The 16,578-nt window shown below is 40.2% G+C and carries 21 protein-coding genes; 15 read left to right on the forward strand and 6 right to left on the reverse strand.

Translation table 11 applies throughout. From position 1 onward, the window contains the following. Positions 1–59: 59 nt before the first annotated feature. The 5 genes from cysT (at position 60) to RR876_RS01110 (ending at position 5,154) form a co-directional block, all read left to right on the forward strand. Positions 60–893 (forward strand): sulfate ABC transporter permease subunit CysT, encoded by an 834-nt coding sequence (gene cysT, locus RR876_RS01090; RefSeq protein WP_004693816.1) that lies wholly within the window; start codon positions 60–62, stop codon positions 891–893. Then, the gene (gene cysW / locus RR876_RS01095) at positions 890–1,771 is read left to right on the forward strand and encodes a sulfate ABC transporter permease subunit CysW (RefSeq protein ID WP_004693818.1); all 882 of its coding nucleotides are present in this window, start codon (positions 890–892) and stop codon (positions 1,769–1,771) included. The genes cysT and cysW overlap by 4 nt, the downstream gene beginning before the upstream one ends. 12 nt (positions 1,772–1,783) lie before the next feature. Beyond that, positions 1,784–2,845 (forward strand): sulfate ABC transporter ATP-binding protein, encoded by a 1,062-nt coding sequence (locus RR876_RS01100; protein WP_332477006.1) that lies wholly within the window; start codon positions 1,784–1,786, stop codon positions 2,843–2,845. Between the two features lie 57 nt (positions 2,846–2,902). Beyond that, a complete protein-coding gene (locus tag RR876_RS01105; protein ID WP_332477005.1) occupies positions 2,903–3,826 on the forward strand; it encodes a CysB family HTH-type transcriptional regulator in 924 nt (307 codons plus the stop codon). A gap of 119 nt (positions 3,827–3,945) precedes the next feature. Then, positions 3,946–5,154: an outer membrane protein transport protein gene (locus RR876_RS01110; protein WP_332477004.1), complete on the forward strand. Its 1,209-nt coding sequence runs from the start codon at positions 3,946–3,948 to the stop codon at positions 5,152–5,154. Positions 5,155–5,214: 60 nt separating this feature from the next. On the opposite strand, the gene carO is transcribed toward RR876_RS01110, so the two are convergent. Further along, a complete protein-coding gene (gene carO, locus RR876_RS01115) occupies positions 5,215–5,961 on the reverse strand; it encodes an ornithine uptake porin CarO (RefSeq protein ID WP_332477003.1) in 747 nt (248 codons plus the stop codon). A gap of 302 nt (positions 5,962–6,263) precedes the next feature. Here carO and dapD point away from each other — a divergent pair, with 302 nt between their 5' ends. From dapD to RR876_RS01145, 6 genes are all read left to right on the forward strand, one after another. Continuing rightward, entirely contained in the window at positions 6,264–7,085 is an 822-nt protein-coding gene (gene dapD / locus RR876_RS01120; RefSeq protein ID WP_004693827.1) for a 2,3,4,5-tetrahydropyridine-2,6-dicarboxylate N-succinyltransferase, read from the forward strand. Positions 7,086–7,180: 95 nt separating this feature from the next. After that, positions 7,181–7,891, forward strand: coding sequence for a 7-carboxy-7-deazaguanine synthase QueE (gene queE, locus RR876_RS01125; protein ID WP_234962741.1), 711 nt, complete (start codon positions 7,181–7,183; stop codon positions 7,889–7,891). Positions 7,892–7,934: 43 nt separating this feature from the next. Beyond that, complete coding sequence (gene queC / locus RR876_RS01130; protein WP_004693831.1) at positions 7,935–8,603, forward strand: 7-cyano-7-deazaguanine synthase QueC; 669 nt, start codon at positions 7,935–7,937, stop codon at positions 8,601–8,603. 16 nt (positions 8,604–8,619) lie between these two features. Then, on the forward strand, positions 8,620–9,027 hold the full coding sequence (locus RR876_RS01135) for a hypothetical protein (protein ID WP_004980581.1): 408 nt from the start codon (positions 8,620–8,622) through the stop codon (positions 9,025–9,027). Between the two features lie 72 nt (positions 9,028–9,099). Further along, positions 9,100–9,792, forward strand: a complete 693-nt coding sequence (locus RR876_RS01140) for a diphthine--ammonia ligase (RefSeq protein ID WP_332477002.1) — start codon at positions 9,100–9,102, stop codon at positions 9,790–9,792. A 9-nt stretch (positions 9,793–9,801) separates the two neighbouring features. Then, complete coding sequence (locus RR876_RS01145; RefSeq protein WP_332477001.1) at positions 9,802–10,260, forward strand: peroxiredoxin; 459 nt, start codon at positions 9,802–9,804, stop codon at positions 10,258–10,260. A 71-nt stretch (positions 10,261–10,331) separates the two neighbouring features. On the opposite strand, the gene RR876_RS01150 is transcribed toward RR876_RS01145, so the two are convergent. Beyond that, positions 10,332–10,931 carry a LysE/ArgO family amino acid transporter gene (locus RR876_RS01150; RefSeq protein ID WP_332477000.1) on the reverse strand — a complete coding sequence of 200 codons (600 nt, stop codon included), beginning with the start codon at positions 10,929–10,931 and terminating at the stop codon, positions 10,332–10,334. A gap of 118 nt (positions 10,932–11,049) precedes the next feature. Between RR876_RS01150 and RR876_RS01155 the strand changes: the two genes are divergently transcribed. Beyond that, the gene (locus tag RR876_RS01155; RefSeq protein WP_332476999.1) at positions 11,050–11,940 is read left to right on the forward strand and encodes a LysR family transcriptional regulator ArgP; all 891 of its coding nucleotides are present in this window, start codon (positions 11,050–11,052) and stop codon (positions 11,938–11,940) included. Positions 11,941–11,977: 37 nt separating this feature from the next. Here the strand turns inward: RR876_RS01155 and RR876_RS01160 are convergent, their stop codons facing one another. Together RR876_RS01160 and RR876_RS01165 are read right to left on the reverse strand one after the other, a co-directional pair. Further along, the gene (locus tag RR876_RS01160; RefSeq protein WP_332476998.1) at positions 11,978–12,574 is read right to left on the reverse strand and encodes a YceI family protein; all 597 of its coding nucleotides are present in this window, start codon (positions 12,572–12,574) and stop codon (positions 11,978–11,980) included. Positions 12,575–12,617: 43 nt separating this feature from the next. Continuing rightward, positions 12,618–13,187, reverse strand: a complete 570-nt coding sequence (locus tag RR876_RS01165) for a nicotinate-nicotinamide nucleotide adenylyltransferase (RefSeq protein WP_010326421.1) — start codon at positions 13,185–13,187, stop codon at positions 12,618–12,620. A gap of 104 nt (positions 13,188–13,291) precedes the next feature. Between RR876_RS01165 and RR876_RS01170 the strand changes: the two genes are divergently transcribed. Beyond that, positions 13,292–14,092: an enoyl-CoA hydratase-related protein gene (locus RR876_RS01170; protein ID WP_332476997.1), complete on the forward strand. Its 801-nt coding sequence runs from the start codon at positions 13,292–13,294 to the stop codon at positions 14,090–14,092. Positions 14,093–14,195: 103 nt separating this feature from the next. Beyond that, positions 14,196–14,951: a nitroreductase family protein gene (locus RR876_RS01175; protein ID WP_332476996.1), complete on the forward strand. Its 756-nt coding sequence runs from the start codon at positions 14,196–14,198 to the stop codon at positions 14,949–14,951. 193 nt (positions 14,952–15,144) lie between these two features. Here the strand turns inward: RR876_RS01175 and RR876_RS01180 are convergent, their stop codons facing one another. Continuing rightward, a complete protein-coding gene (locus RR876_RS01180) occupies positions 15,145–15,459 on the reverse strand; it encodes an NGG1p interacting factor NIF3 (RefSeq protein ID WP_332476995.1) in 315 nt (104 codons plus the stop codon). A 119-nt stretch (positions 15,460–15,578) separates the two neighbouring features. Between RR876_RS01180 and RR876_RS01185 the strand changes: the two genes are divergently transcribed. Next, complete coding sequence (locus tag RR876_RS01185) at positions 15,579–16,253, forward strand: hypothetical protein (protein ID WP_332637060.1); 675 nt, start codon at positions 15,579–15,581, stop codon at positions 16,251–16,253. 43 nt (positions 16,254–16,296) lie between these two features. On the opposite strand, the gene RR876_RS01190 is transcribed toward RR876_RS01185, so the two are convergent. Beyond that, positions 16,297–16,425 carry a KGW motif small protein gene (locus RR876_RS01190; protein ID WP_004693854.1) on the reverse strand — a complete coding sequence of 43 codons (129 nt, stop codon included), beginning with the start codon at positions 16,423–16,425 and terminating at the stop codon, positions 16,297–16,299. Positions 16,426–16,578 lie beyond the last annotated feature (153 nt).

Raw genomic sequence — 16,578 nt, forward strand, 5'->3', positions numbered from 1 at the left:
ATTCAGTTTTATTTGAGCTGACTCTTTTTAGGTCAGCTTTCTCTCTTTGAGGAGTAATCATGTCGCAGCGATCCCGAGTGCTGCCAGGATTTGGTCTTTCTCTAGGCTTTACCCTAGCATATTTGTCATTAATCGTTCTCATTCCGTTGTCCGCTGTTTTCATTAAATCTTTAGGCATTGGTTGGGATGGTTTATGGGAAATTTTAAGTTCAGAACGTATTTTAAAATCTTTGCAGCTCAGTTTTAGTACAGCGCTGATCGCCGCGTTTATTAATGTGGTTTTTGGTCTACTTCTGGCATGGTGTTTAGTTCGTTACCGTTTTCCAGGTAAACGCATTGTAGATGCTTTGGTCGACTTACCGTTTGCCTTACCCACCGCTGTTGCAGGTATTGCACTCACCTCGCTTTATGCGCCTACAGGTTGGATTGGTCAATATCTTGAACCTTTAGGGATTCAAGTGGCCTATACCCCAATTGGGATTACCTTGGCACTGATTTTTATTGGCATTCCTTTTGTAGTGCGGACTGTGCAACCTGTCCTCAGCGACTTGGAAACAGAGTTAGAAGAAGCAGCATCAGCATTAGGTGCTAATCGTCTACAGATTGTGACCAAAGTGATTTTGCCGATTTTATTTCCAGCACTCATTACTGGTTTTGCACTTGCCTTTGCACGTGGCGTCGGTGAATACGGTTCAGTGATCTTTATTGCTGGAAACCAGCCGTTTAAAACAGAAATTGCGCCACTCATGATTATTTCGCGCTTAGAAGAATATGACTATGCAGGTGCAACCACGATTGCAGTCGTCATGTTGGTGCTGTCTTTTGCGATTTTATTCCTGATTAACTTGTTACAAGCATGGGCAAGCCGTCGTACAGGGAGAACAGCACGATGAATATCAACAGTAATGCGCTTGCTGAAAAGCTACAATCGCGTGATGCAACACGTGAGCCAACTTGGGTTCGCTACACCCTGATTACGATTGCTCTGCTGTTCTTTCTGAGCTGTCTGATCTTACCGCTGATTTTGGTGTTCGTTGAGGCCTTTAAACAAGGGGTCGGTGTCTATGCACAAGCCTTGGTTCATCCAGACACGCTCTCCGCAGTCAAACTCACTTTATTAACCGCAGTGATTGCAGTTCCTCTGAATGTCGTGTTTGGTGTTGCAGCAGCTTGGTGCGTAGCCAAATTTAACTTCCGTGGTAAATCTATCTTAACCACGATTATTGATATGCCATTTTCAGTATCCCCTGTTATCGCGGGCTTAATGCTGGTACTGATTTTTGGTACGCAAGGTTGGTTCGGTAGTTGGCTTATGGATAACGACATCAAAATTCTGTATGCCGTTCCTGCCATTGTATTAGCAACAATCTTTATCACCGTTCCTTTTGTTGCACGTGAACTTATTCCTCTCATGGAAGCCCAAGGAACTGAAGAAGAAGAAGCTGCGATTGTACTCGGTGCATCAGGCTGGCAAACCTTCTGGAAAGTAACCCTACCCAACATCAAATGGGGTTTAATTTACGGAGTCATTCTGTGTAATGCACGTGCAATGGGTGAATTTGGTGCGGTATCGGTCGTTTCAGGTCATATTCGTGGTGAAACCAATACCTTGCCTCTGCATGTCGAAATTCTCTATAACGAATATACCTTTAGTGCGGCTTTTGCTGTCTCTTCACTCTTGGCGCTTTTAGCGATTGTGACTCTTGTTTTAAAAACATGGGTTGAGATTCGCCAAGAAAAGCAAAACAAACATAATGATTCAACAGTTTAAAGGAATGACCTCATGAGTATTCAAGTTAAAAATATTGAAAAACACTTTGGTGCATTCCATGCGCTGAACAACATTTCTCTCGATTTTCCTGATGGTCAATTGGTTGCATTACTTGGGCCATCAGGCTGTGGTAAAACCACCCTACTTCGTATTATTGCAGGACTTGAGTCCGCAGATGGCGGTCAAGTTATCTTAGAAGGTGAAGATGCAACCAATGTACACGTACGTGAACGCGAAGTTGGTTTTGTATTTCAGCACTATGCCTTGTTTCGCCATATGACCGTATTTGACAATATCGCCTTTGGTCTCCGCGTTCGCCCACGTGCAACACGCCCATCTGAAGCTGAAATTAAAAAACGTGTCACGCGTTTACTGGACTTAGTCCAATTGGGGTTCTTGGCAGACCGTTACCCAGCACAACTTTCTGGCGGTCAACGTCAACGTATTGCACTGGCACGCGCTTTGGCGGTTGAACCACGCGTGCTGTTGCTAGATGAACCTTTTGGTGCTTTGGATGCAAAGGTACGTAAAGAGCTCCGTCGTTGGTTACGTACTTTGCATGATGAACTGCACATCACCTCAATCTTTGTAACGCATGACCAAGAAGAAGCGTTAGAAGTCGCAGATCAAATCATTGTGATGAATAAAGGGAATGTTGAGCAAATTGGATCACCCCGAGAAGTTTATGAAAAGCCTGCAACGCCGTTTGTGTTTGACTTCTTAGGTCAAGCAAACCGTTTCGAAGGTCAAAATAACGCAGGGACAATCCAAATTGGTGAAGACCGTATTCAATTAGACTCTTTACGCAATGCACCTCCGGGTGACGTGATTGCTTTTGCTCGTCCAGATGAACTACGTATCCATGCACAGCCGCAAGACAATGCCATCCAAGCAACGTTCGTTCGAGAATTATGGATCGCGGGCAAAGTGGTTGCAGAGCTCCATGATCGCCAAGGCAAACTGATTGAAATATCCCTGACTTCTGAAGAAGCAAAATTACACCAATTTAGACCTAATCAAACGGTATGGTTAAGCCCATCAAATTTGCATTTATTTGCAAAACCTGCGGCTTAAGACCAATTGAATGGGGCATGTTGAACGCCTCATTCATCATAAAAGAGATCCAAAACTATGAACTTTCAACAACTCAGAATTATTCGAGAAACGGTGAGACAAAACTTCAACCTCACCGAAGCCTCTGCTGCACTGTATACCTCTCAGTCAGGCGTCAGTAAACACATTAAAGACCTAGAAGATGAATTGGGCGTACAGCTTTTTATTCGTAAAGGGAAACGCTTACTGGGTTTAACTGAACCAGGCCAAGCACTACTGGGCATTGTTGAACGCATGTTGGTCGACGCAGACAATATTAAGCGTCTTGCAGATGATTTTAACCGTGTCGATGAAGGCACCTTGACGATTGCGACTACACATACGCAAGCGCGTTATGTGCTACCACCAATTGTCAATCAATTCAAAAAAGAGTTTCCAAAGGTTCATCTTATTTTGCAACAAGCCAGCCCTGTTGAAATTACCGAAATGCTTCTACAAGGTGAAGCTGATATTGGTATCGCAACTGAGTCACTGACCACTGAAGACAATCTGGCTAGCGTGCCGTTCTATAATTGGCAACACAGTATTCTTACCCCGCAAAGCCACCCACTGGCGAGCAAGCAAAATATTAGTATTGCGGACTTGGCGGAATATCCACTGATTACCTATCACGGCGGTTTCACAGGACGTTCAAAAATTGACAAAGCCTTTGAAGATGCAGGTGTGGATGTCGACATCGTAATGTCTGCTTTAGATGCCGATGTGATTAAAACCTATGTTGAGCTTAATATGGGTGTTGGTATTGTCAACAATGTGGCGTATGACGTTGAACGTGACTATCGTTTAAAACAAATTCCAACTGATATTTTTGGTCTCAATACCACATGGATTGCAGTGCGTAAAGGTCACCTCCTGCGTGGTTATGGCTATGAATTTATCTCGTTGTGCTCACCAGATGCAGACATCAAAGCACTGAAAAGAGTAGCTTATCCTGAAGACTAAAATACTTTTATTCTAAAAAGAGACCTCAGAGTCTCTTTTTTTATTTTTAAAACCATATACTTTAAATGGATTAGGTGTATTATTTGATCAATTGATAAAAATATTAATGAGCAATGACAGTGAATATAAATCTGTTGGGCTCTCTATTACTTTGTTTATGTTTATATTCGTCGGGATCATGCTTTGCTGCTGCTTTTGAACGTTCAGGTCAAACGATACAACCCTTTTTTGAACATGGAAATTATGCAGAAATTTCTCTGGCTTATATTGATCCAGATATTTCTGGTCAAGTTCAACATACAGAGACACTGCAACAGTTTGGCATCACTGACTTTTCAACAGGCAATTTAAGCAATGAACAAGTAATGCTGGGAGCTGCACTAAAACTACAACTTAACCCTCAATTCAAATTTGCTGTCATTTATGACCAGCCTTTTGCTGTAGACATCGATTATCGCTATCGACCACAGATTTATGGCGAAAGTTATGAGGTTGAATCTGCCGATATCGACTTTGAAAGTCACAATCTCAGCTCGCTTTTAGGCTACCAATTCAACCCACAATGGGAAATCTATGGCGGTTTAAGCTATCAAAGCTTTGTAGGTTCTTTAAAAGCGAAAGGTCAGGCCTATTCTGTGTTTGATGGCTATGATGCCGAGTTTAAACAAGATGAAAGCTTGGGCTGGTTAGCAGGGATTAGTTATCAAATCCCTGAATATTATTTTAGAACATCTTTGACTTATCGATCAGCGATTAAACATGAAATCACCACAACAGAATCTATCGAGGTCGGCGTAGACACACCCAATGTAATGGAGGTGAAAACACCACAATCGGTAAATCTTGATTTCATGACAGGACTTCCCTATCAAAATATCTTGTACGGGACGCTACGCTGGGTGAATTGGCAAAACTTTGTCATTCAACCACCCAAATTTAAAGCTGTGATCGATTATGTTGCGATATTTTATCCTGAAGCCAAAGACGTCAAACTCATTCAGTACAATGAGGATCAATGGTCTGCAAAACTTGGCATAGCACACGTATGGAATAAAAAGTGGCTGAGTACTATGGAGCTGCTCTGGGACTCGGGGATTAATAATCCTGCATCTACGCTTAATCCAAGTGATGGTTGTCAAGGCATTGGTCTAGGCAGCATGTACACATACAACACTGAGTTTGATATTGCGGCTGGTCTATATTATTTGCATTTTAAGAAGCCCAAAACATCTTCCGACTCAAATCCAATGGCAAATATCACAGGACTTTCAGCGCTGAATGACAATGATGCATGGATCTTTGGACTCAAATTTGCACATCATTTTTAAAGAATTTAGCTAAAGTCAGACATAAAAAAACGAGCCGAAGCTCGTTTTTTTATGCGTTGATTACCAGTGGTAACTTACACCCAATTTTGCAACTGGCATCCACTCATATTTATCGTCATTCGCAATTTTATGCGCTTCATTATCAGCAGCAGTTTGACCTGAAGTTGAACCACCGACTTCTTGTAATCCTGTCGCTGTTAAATTTACAGAAGGGTTACCTGTGTAGTAAGCACCCACTTCACCAAATACACCCCAATTTTGATTAATCTTAGGCGCTAAACCAAAACCTACATATGGAGCAATATCATTTTTATAGGCTAAAGAACCATCGATAGAACCACTACCTGATGGAGCATTGAAGTTCTTACCATCAATTTTGATTGTGTCATTTGAGTTATTCAAACGTTTGCTCAATGCATAATCGTTATCAATGTAACCTACACCAGCTGCAACGTATAAACCTTGAGCCCATCGATTTGTACTTGTACCCCATGGACGAATCTCAGCATTTAAATAAGCAAGGCTGTTGTCCATATCCATGTCGTATTTGGTGCCATCGATAGACAAATCATCAGACCATGAAATGTCACCACCGTTGTAACCTAAAGCTAAACCAACATATGGGTTAGCTGTCCACAACAAAGCACCACCATAACCTGTTGTACCAACTTCAGCACGAACACCCGTAGGAATTAATTTATTTTGGTCAAAAGCATAACCATCTTTTACGACTGCATCATCAGCAAAAGCTGTACCTGCGACTGCTGACATTGCTGCTGCAATTGCAACTAAACGTAATGATTTCATGTTTTTTCTCCTCCAAGCAAAGATATTTTTACATCATTTACAATTTTTTGATGAGCCCATCTTAAAACACCCCTTGACTGTTTTTTATTCTAGATTTGGGTTGTTTTTGTTATTTTTTGATACATTTTATACTTTCTTGTTGTTGTAAATCGCAATTCTTTACTTAATTCCTCTACTCGAACAGCACTAAAAGTCGTATTTCCAATCATTCATTATTATTTCCGATCCTATGCTGTTTTTTCATCTATTCTCTGCACAATTTAGTGTAAAATCAGGAAAATTTTTTTTCTGGAAGGAAGATCATGTCTCAGCTTTCAACAATTATTGAACAAGCGTTTGAAGACCGTGCGAATTTTACAGCAGCGGACTGTCCTGCTGAAGTTCGTGCAGCAGTTGAAGAAGTCATTGCTGGTTTAGATAACGGGACATTACGTGTTGCTGAAAAAATTGATGGTGAGTGGGTTGTTCATCAATGGGTGAAAAAAGCTGTGCTTTTATCATTCAAACTAAATGACAACAAACCAATTGAGTCATGTGACCTTCAATTCTACGACAAAGTAGATACTAAATTTACAGGTTGGACTGAAGAACAGTTTAAAGCGGCTGGCGTACGTGTTGTTCCTCCAGCGGTTGCACGTAAAGGTTCTTTCCAAGCGAAAAATGTGGTGTTAATGCCTTCTTATGTGAACATTGGTGCATATGTTGACGAAGGTACCATGGTTGACACATGGGCAACTGTTGGTTCATGTGCTCAAATTGGTAAAAACGTTCACTTATCTGGTGGTGTAGGGATTGGTGGTGTTCTTGAGCCACTTCAAGCAAACCCAACGATTATTGAAGATAACTGCTTCATCGGTGCACGTTCTGAAATCGTAGAAGGCGTGATCGTAGAAGAAGGTTCTGTAATTTCTATGGGCGTGTTCATTGGTCAATCGACTAAGATTTTTGACCGTGCAACTGGCGAAATTCACTACGGCCGTGTACCAGCAGGTTCTGTTGTAGTTGCAGGTAGCTTACCTTCTAAATGCGGTACTTATAGCCTGTATGCTGCAATCATCGTGAAAAAAGTAGATGCACAAACACGTTCTAAAACGAGCTTGAACGATTTACTACGCGACGAATAATTTTTAGTTGTCGTGCGGAACTGAAGTTCCTCATCTCTACGGTTAATACTAGCCGTAGAGATTTTTGTTTTTCTAACCTGTGGTTTAATTTTGCTATGAATACGCTTCGATCTTCTACTATCCCTGTTTCTGATCCGTCTGCGGGTTTACGTATTACGGAGATCTTTTATTCTTTGCAAGGAGAAGCCAACACCTCTGGACTACCAACAGTTTTCATTCGTTTAACGGGTTGTCCACTGCGTTGTACCTACTGCGATACGACCTACTCGTTTGAAGGTGGCGAACGCCAATCTTTAGATCAGATTATTCAAACCACGCTTGATTTTAAAACACCTTATGTCTGCGTGACAGGTGGTGAACCCCTTGCACAGCCCAATGCATTGCCTCTAATGCAACGTCTTGCTGACCTCGGCTGTGAAGTCTCTTTAGAAACCAGTGGTGCTTTAGATGTGTCTAAGGTTGACCCACGTGTTTCAAAAGTATTAGATTTGAAGACTCCAACTTCAGGTGAAGTTGCACGAAATTTGCTTTCGAATCTCGACCATTTAACCCAGCACGACCAAATCAAGTTTGTCATTTGTAACCGTGAAGATTATGAATGGTCAAAACAGCAAGTTGAAGACTATAAACTCAATGAAAAAGTCAGCACAGTATGGTTCTCTCCTGCTTTTGCGGTTGAGAAAGGTGCTGCTCGTTTACCTCAACTTGCGCGTGACTTAGCGCAATGGATATTAGAAGACCATCTCCCTGTTTGCTTCCAACTCCAACTCCATAAGTTGCTTTGGAATGACGAAACTGGTCGCTAATATATTGCCTATTCATCTTTAATTTATATTTGGAGAAATTTTTATGCGCCCTCGTGCCATAGTTTTGTTATCTGGCGGTTTAGACTCAACAACTTGTTTAGCATGGGCGCAAGCACAGTATGACTGTACAGCGCTCAGCTTTATGTATGGTCAACGCTCAACCACTGAGCTCGATGCCGCACGTGAACTGACAAAAAAAGCAGGCGTAGAACATCGTGTCATTAATATCGATTTAGGTAATTTGGGCGGTTCTGCGTTAACAGACCATAGCATTGATGTTCCAGATCATGAACAAGTTGGTATTCCTGTAACTTATGTTCCAGCACGTAACACAATTTTCTTGTCTTATGCCCTAGCAGCAGCAGAAGTTTTAGATGCCGAAGCCATTGTGATTGGTATTAATGCTGTTGATTATTCAGGATATCCTGACTGTCGTCCTGAATTTATTGAGGCATTTGCCAACATGGCTCGCCTTGCAACCAAGGTTGGCGTTGAAGGAAAACCTCTTAAATTTGAAACACCTCTGTTACATTTATCCAAAGCAAATATTATTCGCTTAGGTATAGAACATGGCGTAGACTATAGTCAAACGGTGTCTTGCTACCAAGCAGATGACCAAGGACGTGCTTGTGGGAAATGCGACAGCTGCCGTCTTCGTAAAGAAGGTTTTGCAGATGCTGGCGTAACAGACCCAACGCGTTATATACCGTAACGACAAGGTACAGTTTATGAAAAATTTAAAATCAAACATTTTGCTTTCTACATTGGTGTCTGCAGCTGCATTGTTCGCTACAGCTTCAAATGCTGCTGAATCGAACAAATTACAAGAAGCGTATAAAAGCAGCAATGTAAAATCGGCATTAATTAATGTTTGTAAAGAAGAAACTGCAAAAAGCAAAAAGCTTAGCGCAGCGGAAGTAAGCAAATACTGTACTTGTGCAGTTGAAGCTGATGGTAAGTTGACCAATGCACAAAAATGGGAAATCCAAAGTGCGATCAACCAAAAGAAAAGCCCGTCTACTTTAGCTTTTGTACAAAAGCAAAATAACGACCTACAAACATGTTTCGGTCCACAGTTAACAGGTAAATTAAAATCTTTAACTGAAGAAGCAATGAAAGCTGCTCCGAAAAAATAATTCACTGAATGTGAATGAAGCCTGCTCTATGCAGGCTTTTTTATATGTTCAAAATAGATAGAACCTGAAAATATGCTCACCGAATGGAATACACGCGCCCAAAATCGCAAATTTGTTGCGTCATATAGTGGTGGAAAAGACAGCAGCCTTGCTTTATACCAAGCGATACAAATGGGTGAACCTGTTGCATTAATTGTCATGTTAGAAGAGCAAGGTCTGAAATCACGCTCACATGGAATGTCTCTCGATATTATTCATGGACAGGCCAAAGCAATTGGGCTTCCCATCTACAGTGCCTCCGCAACGTGGCAAGACTATGAAAACCAGTTCATTCAACTGTTACAAAAAGCTCAAGCTCTTGGAGCAGAAACATTAGTTACAGGTGATATTGATTTAATGGCACATGCCGAATGGAATCAATCCGTGTGTGATAAAAGTAAGCTCAGTTTATGTATGCCCCTGTGGCAACGTCCACGTTTAGACATTGTGCATGAGTTTATTCAACTTGGATTTCAAAGCATCATCGTTACTGTCAACTTAAACTTAGGCATGAAGGTTGAAGACTTAGGTCAAGTGCTCAGCCTGGAATATGTCGATCAACTTGTTGCAAGAGGCATTGACCCTTGTGGTGAAGCAGGTGAATTCCACACTACGGTGATTGATGGCCCAATTTTCAAACATCCACTTTCAGTTGTTAAAGGTGATATTCTGTATCACGAAAATTATGCCTTTTTACCACTTGAATTAGAACAACGCGACATTTAAGGATAGAACATGACTGATACCATCCAACTTCCAAATCAGAACTTTCCAACCACAACTGGTGAAGTGAACTTAACTGAAGTGCCGACTGAGTGGCTGATTGTGTATTTTTACCCGAAAGATTCAACTCCTGGATGCACAACTCAAGCCGTTGGTTTTTCATGTTTAAAAGACCAGTTTGATGCCCTACAAACCACAATCATTGGTGTTTCACGTGACTCGATTAAAGCGCACCAAAATTTTACGGAAAAGCAGGCCTTAACCATTAATTTAATTAGCGACAAAGAAGAAGTACTGTGTAAACACTTTGATGTGATTAAAGAAAAAAATATGTATGGTAAAAAAGTGATGGGCATTGAGCGCTCAACGTTTATTTTCCATAACGGTAAGCTGGTAAAAGAGTATCGTAAAGTAAAAGCTGCGGGACATGCTGAACAAGTTTTAGAAGACTTAAAAGCATTACAAGCTTAATGCATATAAGCCCGCAGATGCGGGCTTTGTTTTTTGTGATTTTTTAATTTATAGTTTCTTTGCACACGCTTTTATTTCACAAGCAGTGAAATGGCGATCCCCCACATCACCAGCGCGATGATCCCATCCAGTACATTCCACGCTTTCGGATTTGCAAAAATGGGGATAAGCACACGAGCACCATAGCCCAAAGCAAAGAAAAACAACCAAGATGCACACACTGCCCCTAGAGCAAAGTACGCAGGTTGCTCAAACTGTGTTGAAATTGAACCCAGTAAAATAACCGTATCTAAATATACATGCGGATTAAGCCAAGTCAGCGCCAAACACAGCAAAACAATATTCACTAGATGATGCTTTTCAATGGGACTTGCCTCCAAGCCCTGCTGTGATTTGAATGCCCGCAGTGCATGTTGTAATCCATAACAAAACAGGAAAAGTGCCCCCGCCCATTTGGAAAACTGAATAATTTCAGGATAGTGCTGAAGCACTTTTGAAAAACCCGCAACACCCAAGACAATTAAAATCGAATCCGACAATGCACAGACAAAACATACCCAAAAAACAAACTGCTTTTTGAGCCCCTGTTTTAGCACGAATGCATTTTGAGCCCCAATGGCAATAATGAGGCTCATCCCGACTGCAAACCCTTGTACATATGTACTTAACATTTTGACTTTTCAACTTAATTGATGATGTCAGGATTATCTTTCATTTTTAGTTAAATTAAGTATTATTTAGAAAATATCAATATAACTAAAATATTTTTAGTTTAAAGTGAGTCTTGATATGCTGAATCATAAACAGTGCGACGCATTTTTAGCTGTGGCAGAAACAGGAAGTTTTGACCTTGCTGCTGAACAGCTATGCATTACTGCTTCTGCCGTCACTTTACGCGTACAAAGCCTAGAAAAAAGTTTGGGGCATTTATTAATTGTGCGGGAAAGACCTTGCCGCCCGACACAAGCAGGACAATCACTGCTGCATTATTTACAACATAGCCGACTGTTAGAGCAAAGTTTCATTCAAAACCTCACAGGTCATATGAACACTTCAGCTTTTTATCAAATCAACATTGCAACCAATGCTGACTCCTTAGCGACATGGTTGTTGCCGTTGCTACAGTCAACATTAATTGAACAAAAGATCGTGGTGCATTTTCAGGTCGATGATCAATCACAAACCCATCACTTACTTGAAGCCGGTTTGGTGAATGCCTGCGTGACAGATGAATCACAAGCGATGAAAGGTTGCGTAGCGGAATACATTGGCGATATGAACTATCGTTTTGTCGCCACGCCAACTTTTGCGCAGCAATGGTTTAGACAAGGCGTCAACCGAGAGTCTCTACGTGCAGCCCCTGCCCTGATCTTTAATGCAAAAGATCAACTCCACACCGCGTATATCCAACAAAAATTCGGACTCAATCCAACTCAATATCCGCATCACTTTATTCCATCTTCCAGTGCATTTTTTGATGCGGTTACGATGGGACTCGGCTACGGTTGGTTGCCCTATTATCAAGCCAAACCACGTTTGGAGGATGGCTCATTGGTTGAGGTAGATCCTCAACTCAATATCGATTTGCCTTTGTATTGGCACCATTGGAAACAACAGTCGGTACAATTAAATGTGCTGACAGATCTCTTGATTGAACAGGCTCACGCAGCGATGAATTAATAAAGCCCTGAATATAGGTCTTTAAGATATGAAGCCTCTATTGCACTTTCCACTGCCCTGACAGTTGAATATTCACTTTTTCGCCTACACCGCCAATGGCTTTTTTCATGCCAAAGTCACTTCGGTTAATCGCGGCTGATGAGTGAACATCCAGCAGATTAGCATTATTGGCACTTGGTTTTAAGGTCGTGCTAAAGCTAACAGGCTTGGTAATGCCGCGAAGTGTTAAGTTTCCGACAATATTATATTGACCACCACCCAAATCTTTAAAACTGGTACTTTTAAAGTTAGCGCTTTTGTACTTGGATGCATAAAACAAATCTTCACCCAAAATCATATTTTTCAGTGAAGGCTTGCTCAAGCTTAAGCTATTTACATCCATGACAAAGTTCGTTGAAGCATGCTGTGGTGCTTTGGCATCAAACTGCATACTGGATTGCACCCGATTGAACTTAGCTCTTACAACGGTTACACCCAAGGATTTAATTTCAAAACCTACATTACTCTGAGGTGTCAATGTCCATGACTGAGCTTGCACTTGAGTGCTAAATGCAAATGTAACACCTGCTATCATCAAAGCATTTTTAATGACCGCATGACGTGCAATCTGTTTCGTCTGTTGTTTTCTATCCATTGAACTCGATCCTCGTCGAAATATTTTTATTCGACTGAGAACCTTAGTCTAAATTGGATGGGTCCTGAGTTAAAAATTTGTGTTGTAACTGTTTATATATTTCACTTTGTTGGAATTTATGTAAAAACTCACTGGTTCCCAATGGAAACGCCTGCTCTAGAATGTCGCCACGATAATAAGCTTCTCGAACAGGTGTTGCAGACATCGCGTCTTGTAGACTATCGAGCTCAACCATTTGCCACTCAGGAAAAAGCTGTAAATAATACGAGGAATCATCTTTAAAATGGCCAATCAGTCCAACCTTCGCCTCAGGTGTGACTACATGATTCACTAATTTTTTTACCAATTGCACCCATTTAACATCATTATAAACATCAATTACATGTACAAAGTGAATCCGTTTTTGATGTGCTTCTGAAAAGTTCGATAAAATCATTTCTTCACGTTCAGATGCTAAAAATGGATTTTTCGTATTTCGTTCATTTTGCGCAGAGCCTAGAGCCAAAATGACATTTTGACTTTGTTCTAAAGCAATCTTGATGGTTTGCATATGTGCCAAGTGAAATGGCTGGAAGCGACCAATGAATACGAGATAATCAAATGTATATGGCATAAATCTTTTACTTTTTTATGAACTGGTCAGTTGTGTCGATCATAAAATTATGCGACATAATGAGCCCATAAAATTAAACCAAACTTTCTAGCAAGGATAGTACGATGACACTGAGCTGTATTCAACAACCTCATCAACATTTGAATGCAAAATTAGACGATGGCGTACTGACATTAGCCATTCACCGTCCTGAAGCAAAGAATGCGTTGTATGGCGAACTTTATTTATGGATCGCAAAAGCTTTAGATGAAGCAGATCTAGACAATAGCGTTCGTGCTGTCATTCTACGTGGTGAAGACGCGGACTTTACCGCAGGCAACGACATGCAAGATTTTATGAAATCTGCAGCGCAAAAAGGTCAAGCACCTGCGGCTGAAGGCCCTCCATTTATTTTACTTAAATCTGCCGCAAAATTTTCTAAACCGTTGATTGCTGCTGTACGTGGTGTGGCGATTGGTATTGGGGTAACGATCCTGTTACATTGTGACTTGGTTTATAGCGACAACACTGCCCTATTCCAAATTCCATTTGTCAGCCTTGGTTTATCTCCAGAAGGTGCGTCAAGCAAATTATTGGTAGAACAAGCGGGTTATCACAAAGCAGCTGAATTACTGCTAACCGCTCAGAAGTTTGACAGTGCAACTGCAGTTGCTGCAAACATTGTGAATAGTATTGAAGATGATGTGTATGCAGCAGCTGCAAAAAAAGCGGCACAATTGTCTGCTTTACCGTTAGCCTCTTTAGTGCAGTCTAAGGCATTGATGAAGCACAATGTAAATGAAATTGTGGCTTGGATTGATCATGAAGCTGAAATTTTCATGGATCGTGTCGGCTCTCCAGAAATGATGGAAGCCGTATCAGCATTTATGCAAAAACGTAAACCTGATTTCACCCAGTTCAACTAATCCTTGATTATTGAATGACTAAAAACCACTGTGTTTCCTATTACACAGTGGTTTTTTTATTTTCCGTCCCAACATATTTAAGAACCTATTCGGAAAACTTCTTATGTCAAATACTACAGAAAAAAAGCGTTACTTTGAGCCTGCTCCACAAGACATCGATGTCGAAAATTTTAAAAAAGTCATCCAAAGCCGCCGTTCGGTTCGTAAATTTACCAAGAAAGAAATTCCAGCTGAAGTACTTGATGACTGTTTAGATTTGGCCCTACTTGCGCCTAACTCATCTAACTTGCAACCCTGGACTTTTTATGTGGTGCAGAATCCCACTAAGAAAAAACAGCTGGTTAAAGCTTGCCTAAATCAGCTTGCGGCAAAAACGGCGTCAGAACTGATCGTGTGTGTCGCGCGTACAGACCGTAATGATGAAATGGCAAAACGCAACATCACAGAGTTCCCTTTCCCTGAAGCACCTGCGGCTGTGCAAAAATATTATAAATTCATTCCTTATAACTATAAGACAGGTTACTTAAATGCACTGGGTAACTTTAAGAAAGTTGCTTTCAAAATCGCACGTAGCTTAGATAAACAACTGCCTGTAACAGCATTTAATCAAGCCGATGCAAAACTTTGGGCAAGTAAAACCACAGCTTTAGCTTGCGAGAACCTAGTGCTAGCTTTACGTGCCTATGGTTTCGATAGTTGTATGATGGAAGGTTTTGATGAGCCTTTGGTGCGTAAACTGTTAAATCTGAATGATCAGCAATACCCTGTGATGGTGATTGGTGCAGGTGAGCGTGCAGAAGACGGTGTGTTTTTTCCGCAGTATCGTTTTGATCGCGAGTTATTTATTCAGAAGGTTTAAGCACTTTTATATCGTTAAATCCCCCCCTTCACTTGATACGCGATAGGCGACATGGATGTCGCCCGTTAGATTGTGGCACATGGACGTGCCATCAATCTAACAAAGGGCTTTTGTTACTTTTCGCCTATGAAAAGTAAAAAACTATCTTCACAATGAAAATTACAGTTGTTATCTTCATTTGAGATTGTACAAACTATTCAATATCTAAAATCTGTATAAACTCAAAAGCGGGTTCTTCATATGGATGACTTAATTTTAAAGCCTTTGCCACAGCGACAGCTTTCTTCTCTGGAACAATGGTTTCTACCCGCCACTCTAGGACTTGCTCCAAAGCATCCAACTCACCTATAAACGGATTTGCTCCTTTTACAGGTCTAAACTGGCCTGTGCCTAAAACTTGCCAAGCACAGTGTTCATAGTTTCCTATGCCACCAGCCCCTGCTTCAAAAATCGCAAGTTTCGTAGCCTCAAGGTGAGATTCAGGGACATAGTAGATCAGTTTGAGCATTTTATAAATAACCTATCAAATTCTAAGTTATATAGTAGAATAATTTCACATCACCTATTGGGCTAAAAAACACCCATAAAAACATGAACATTATTGACCTCCAACGTATTCTATATCCCATGTCAAAATGCTTACAAACTGTAAGAAAAGACTATTTCTATTTTGGGTACTCATCTGATCTAGCCATTTCTATTAAAAATATATCAGATGAAAAATGGGAACTAAATACATATGAAAGAGGTGAAATTATTAGTCAGGAATTTTATTTAAGTGAATACATTACTTGTTTAAAATTTTTGTATCACATTGATAAAATTTCAACTGATGATCCAAATACTATGAAACTGATAGATTATTCAGAAAATTGGGCACTTTTAGAAAAAAATAAAGAGTTTTATTTTTGCATCCAAAGTTCCAGACCATATATTTATAGTGACTTTTCAATAATTTTAACGGCTGTAGAAATTCAAAACTATAGATCCCTAGGTCGCAATTTTCTATTTTCATTACAATCTGAAATTGATGCAAGCACCCCAATCAGAACATCATCAAATTATCACAAAAGAAAAATTAATAATAATTTAGAGAATGAATTATCTAATAGGCTACTAGATGAATTTGAACTTCTAGATGTTTTTGAATTAAATGCTGAAGAAAAAGTTAGCACATTAGAACAATCTAAATTAATTAGTGACTCTCCTACTTTTATTAAAAATCGAACATCTCAACCACTTTATATTCTTCCAGCTATTATTTTCATTTATATAATTTTGAACTATTTTTTCAACAAATAATACATAAGAAACTACCTCACGGCAGTTTCTTCATTCTCAAAAATCACATCTGCAATGCATAACCCAAAATCAAAAAGATCAATTGCAAGCTTAAAATCACAGCAAACAACTTCCATCCTTTTTTACGCAATGCAGACTTATCCACTGCTTCGTATGTAACTGTTTTAATCATGTCATCACCTCATACATGAGTGTTGATACTGAAATTGTTTAGTAATCTATCTTTCTTCTATTGTGCATGATATTTGTGCATTTATTACACAATATCACTTTCACATAAATATAAAAGCAAAATCTAAACCAACTTCAACGGGAGAAATAAAAA

Origin of the sequence: Acinetobacter sp., from assembly GCF_036666595.1 — a bacterium.
Taxonomy (GTDB): Bacteria; Pseudomonadota; Gammaproteobacteria; order Pseudomonadales; family Moraxellaceae; genus Acinetobacter.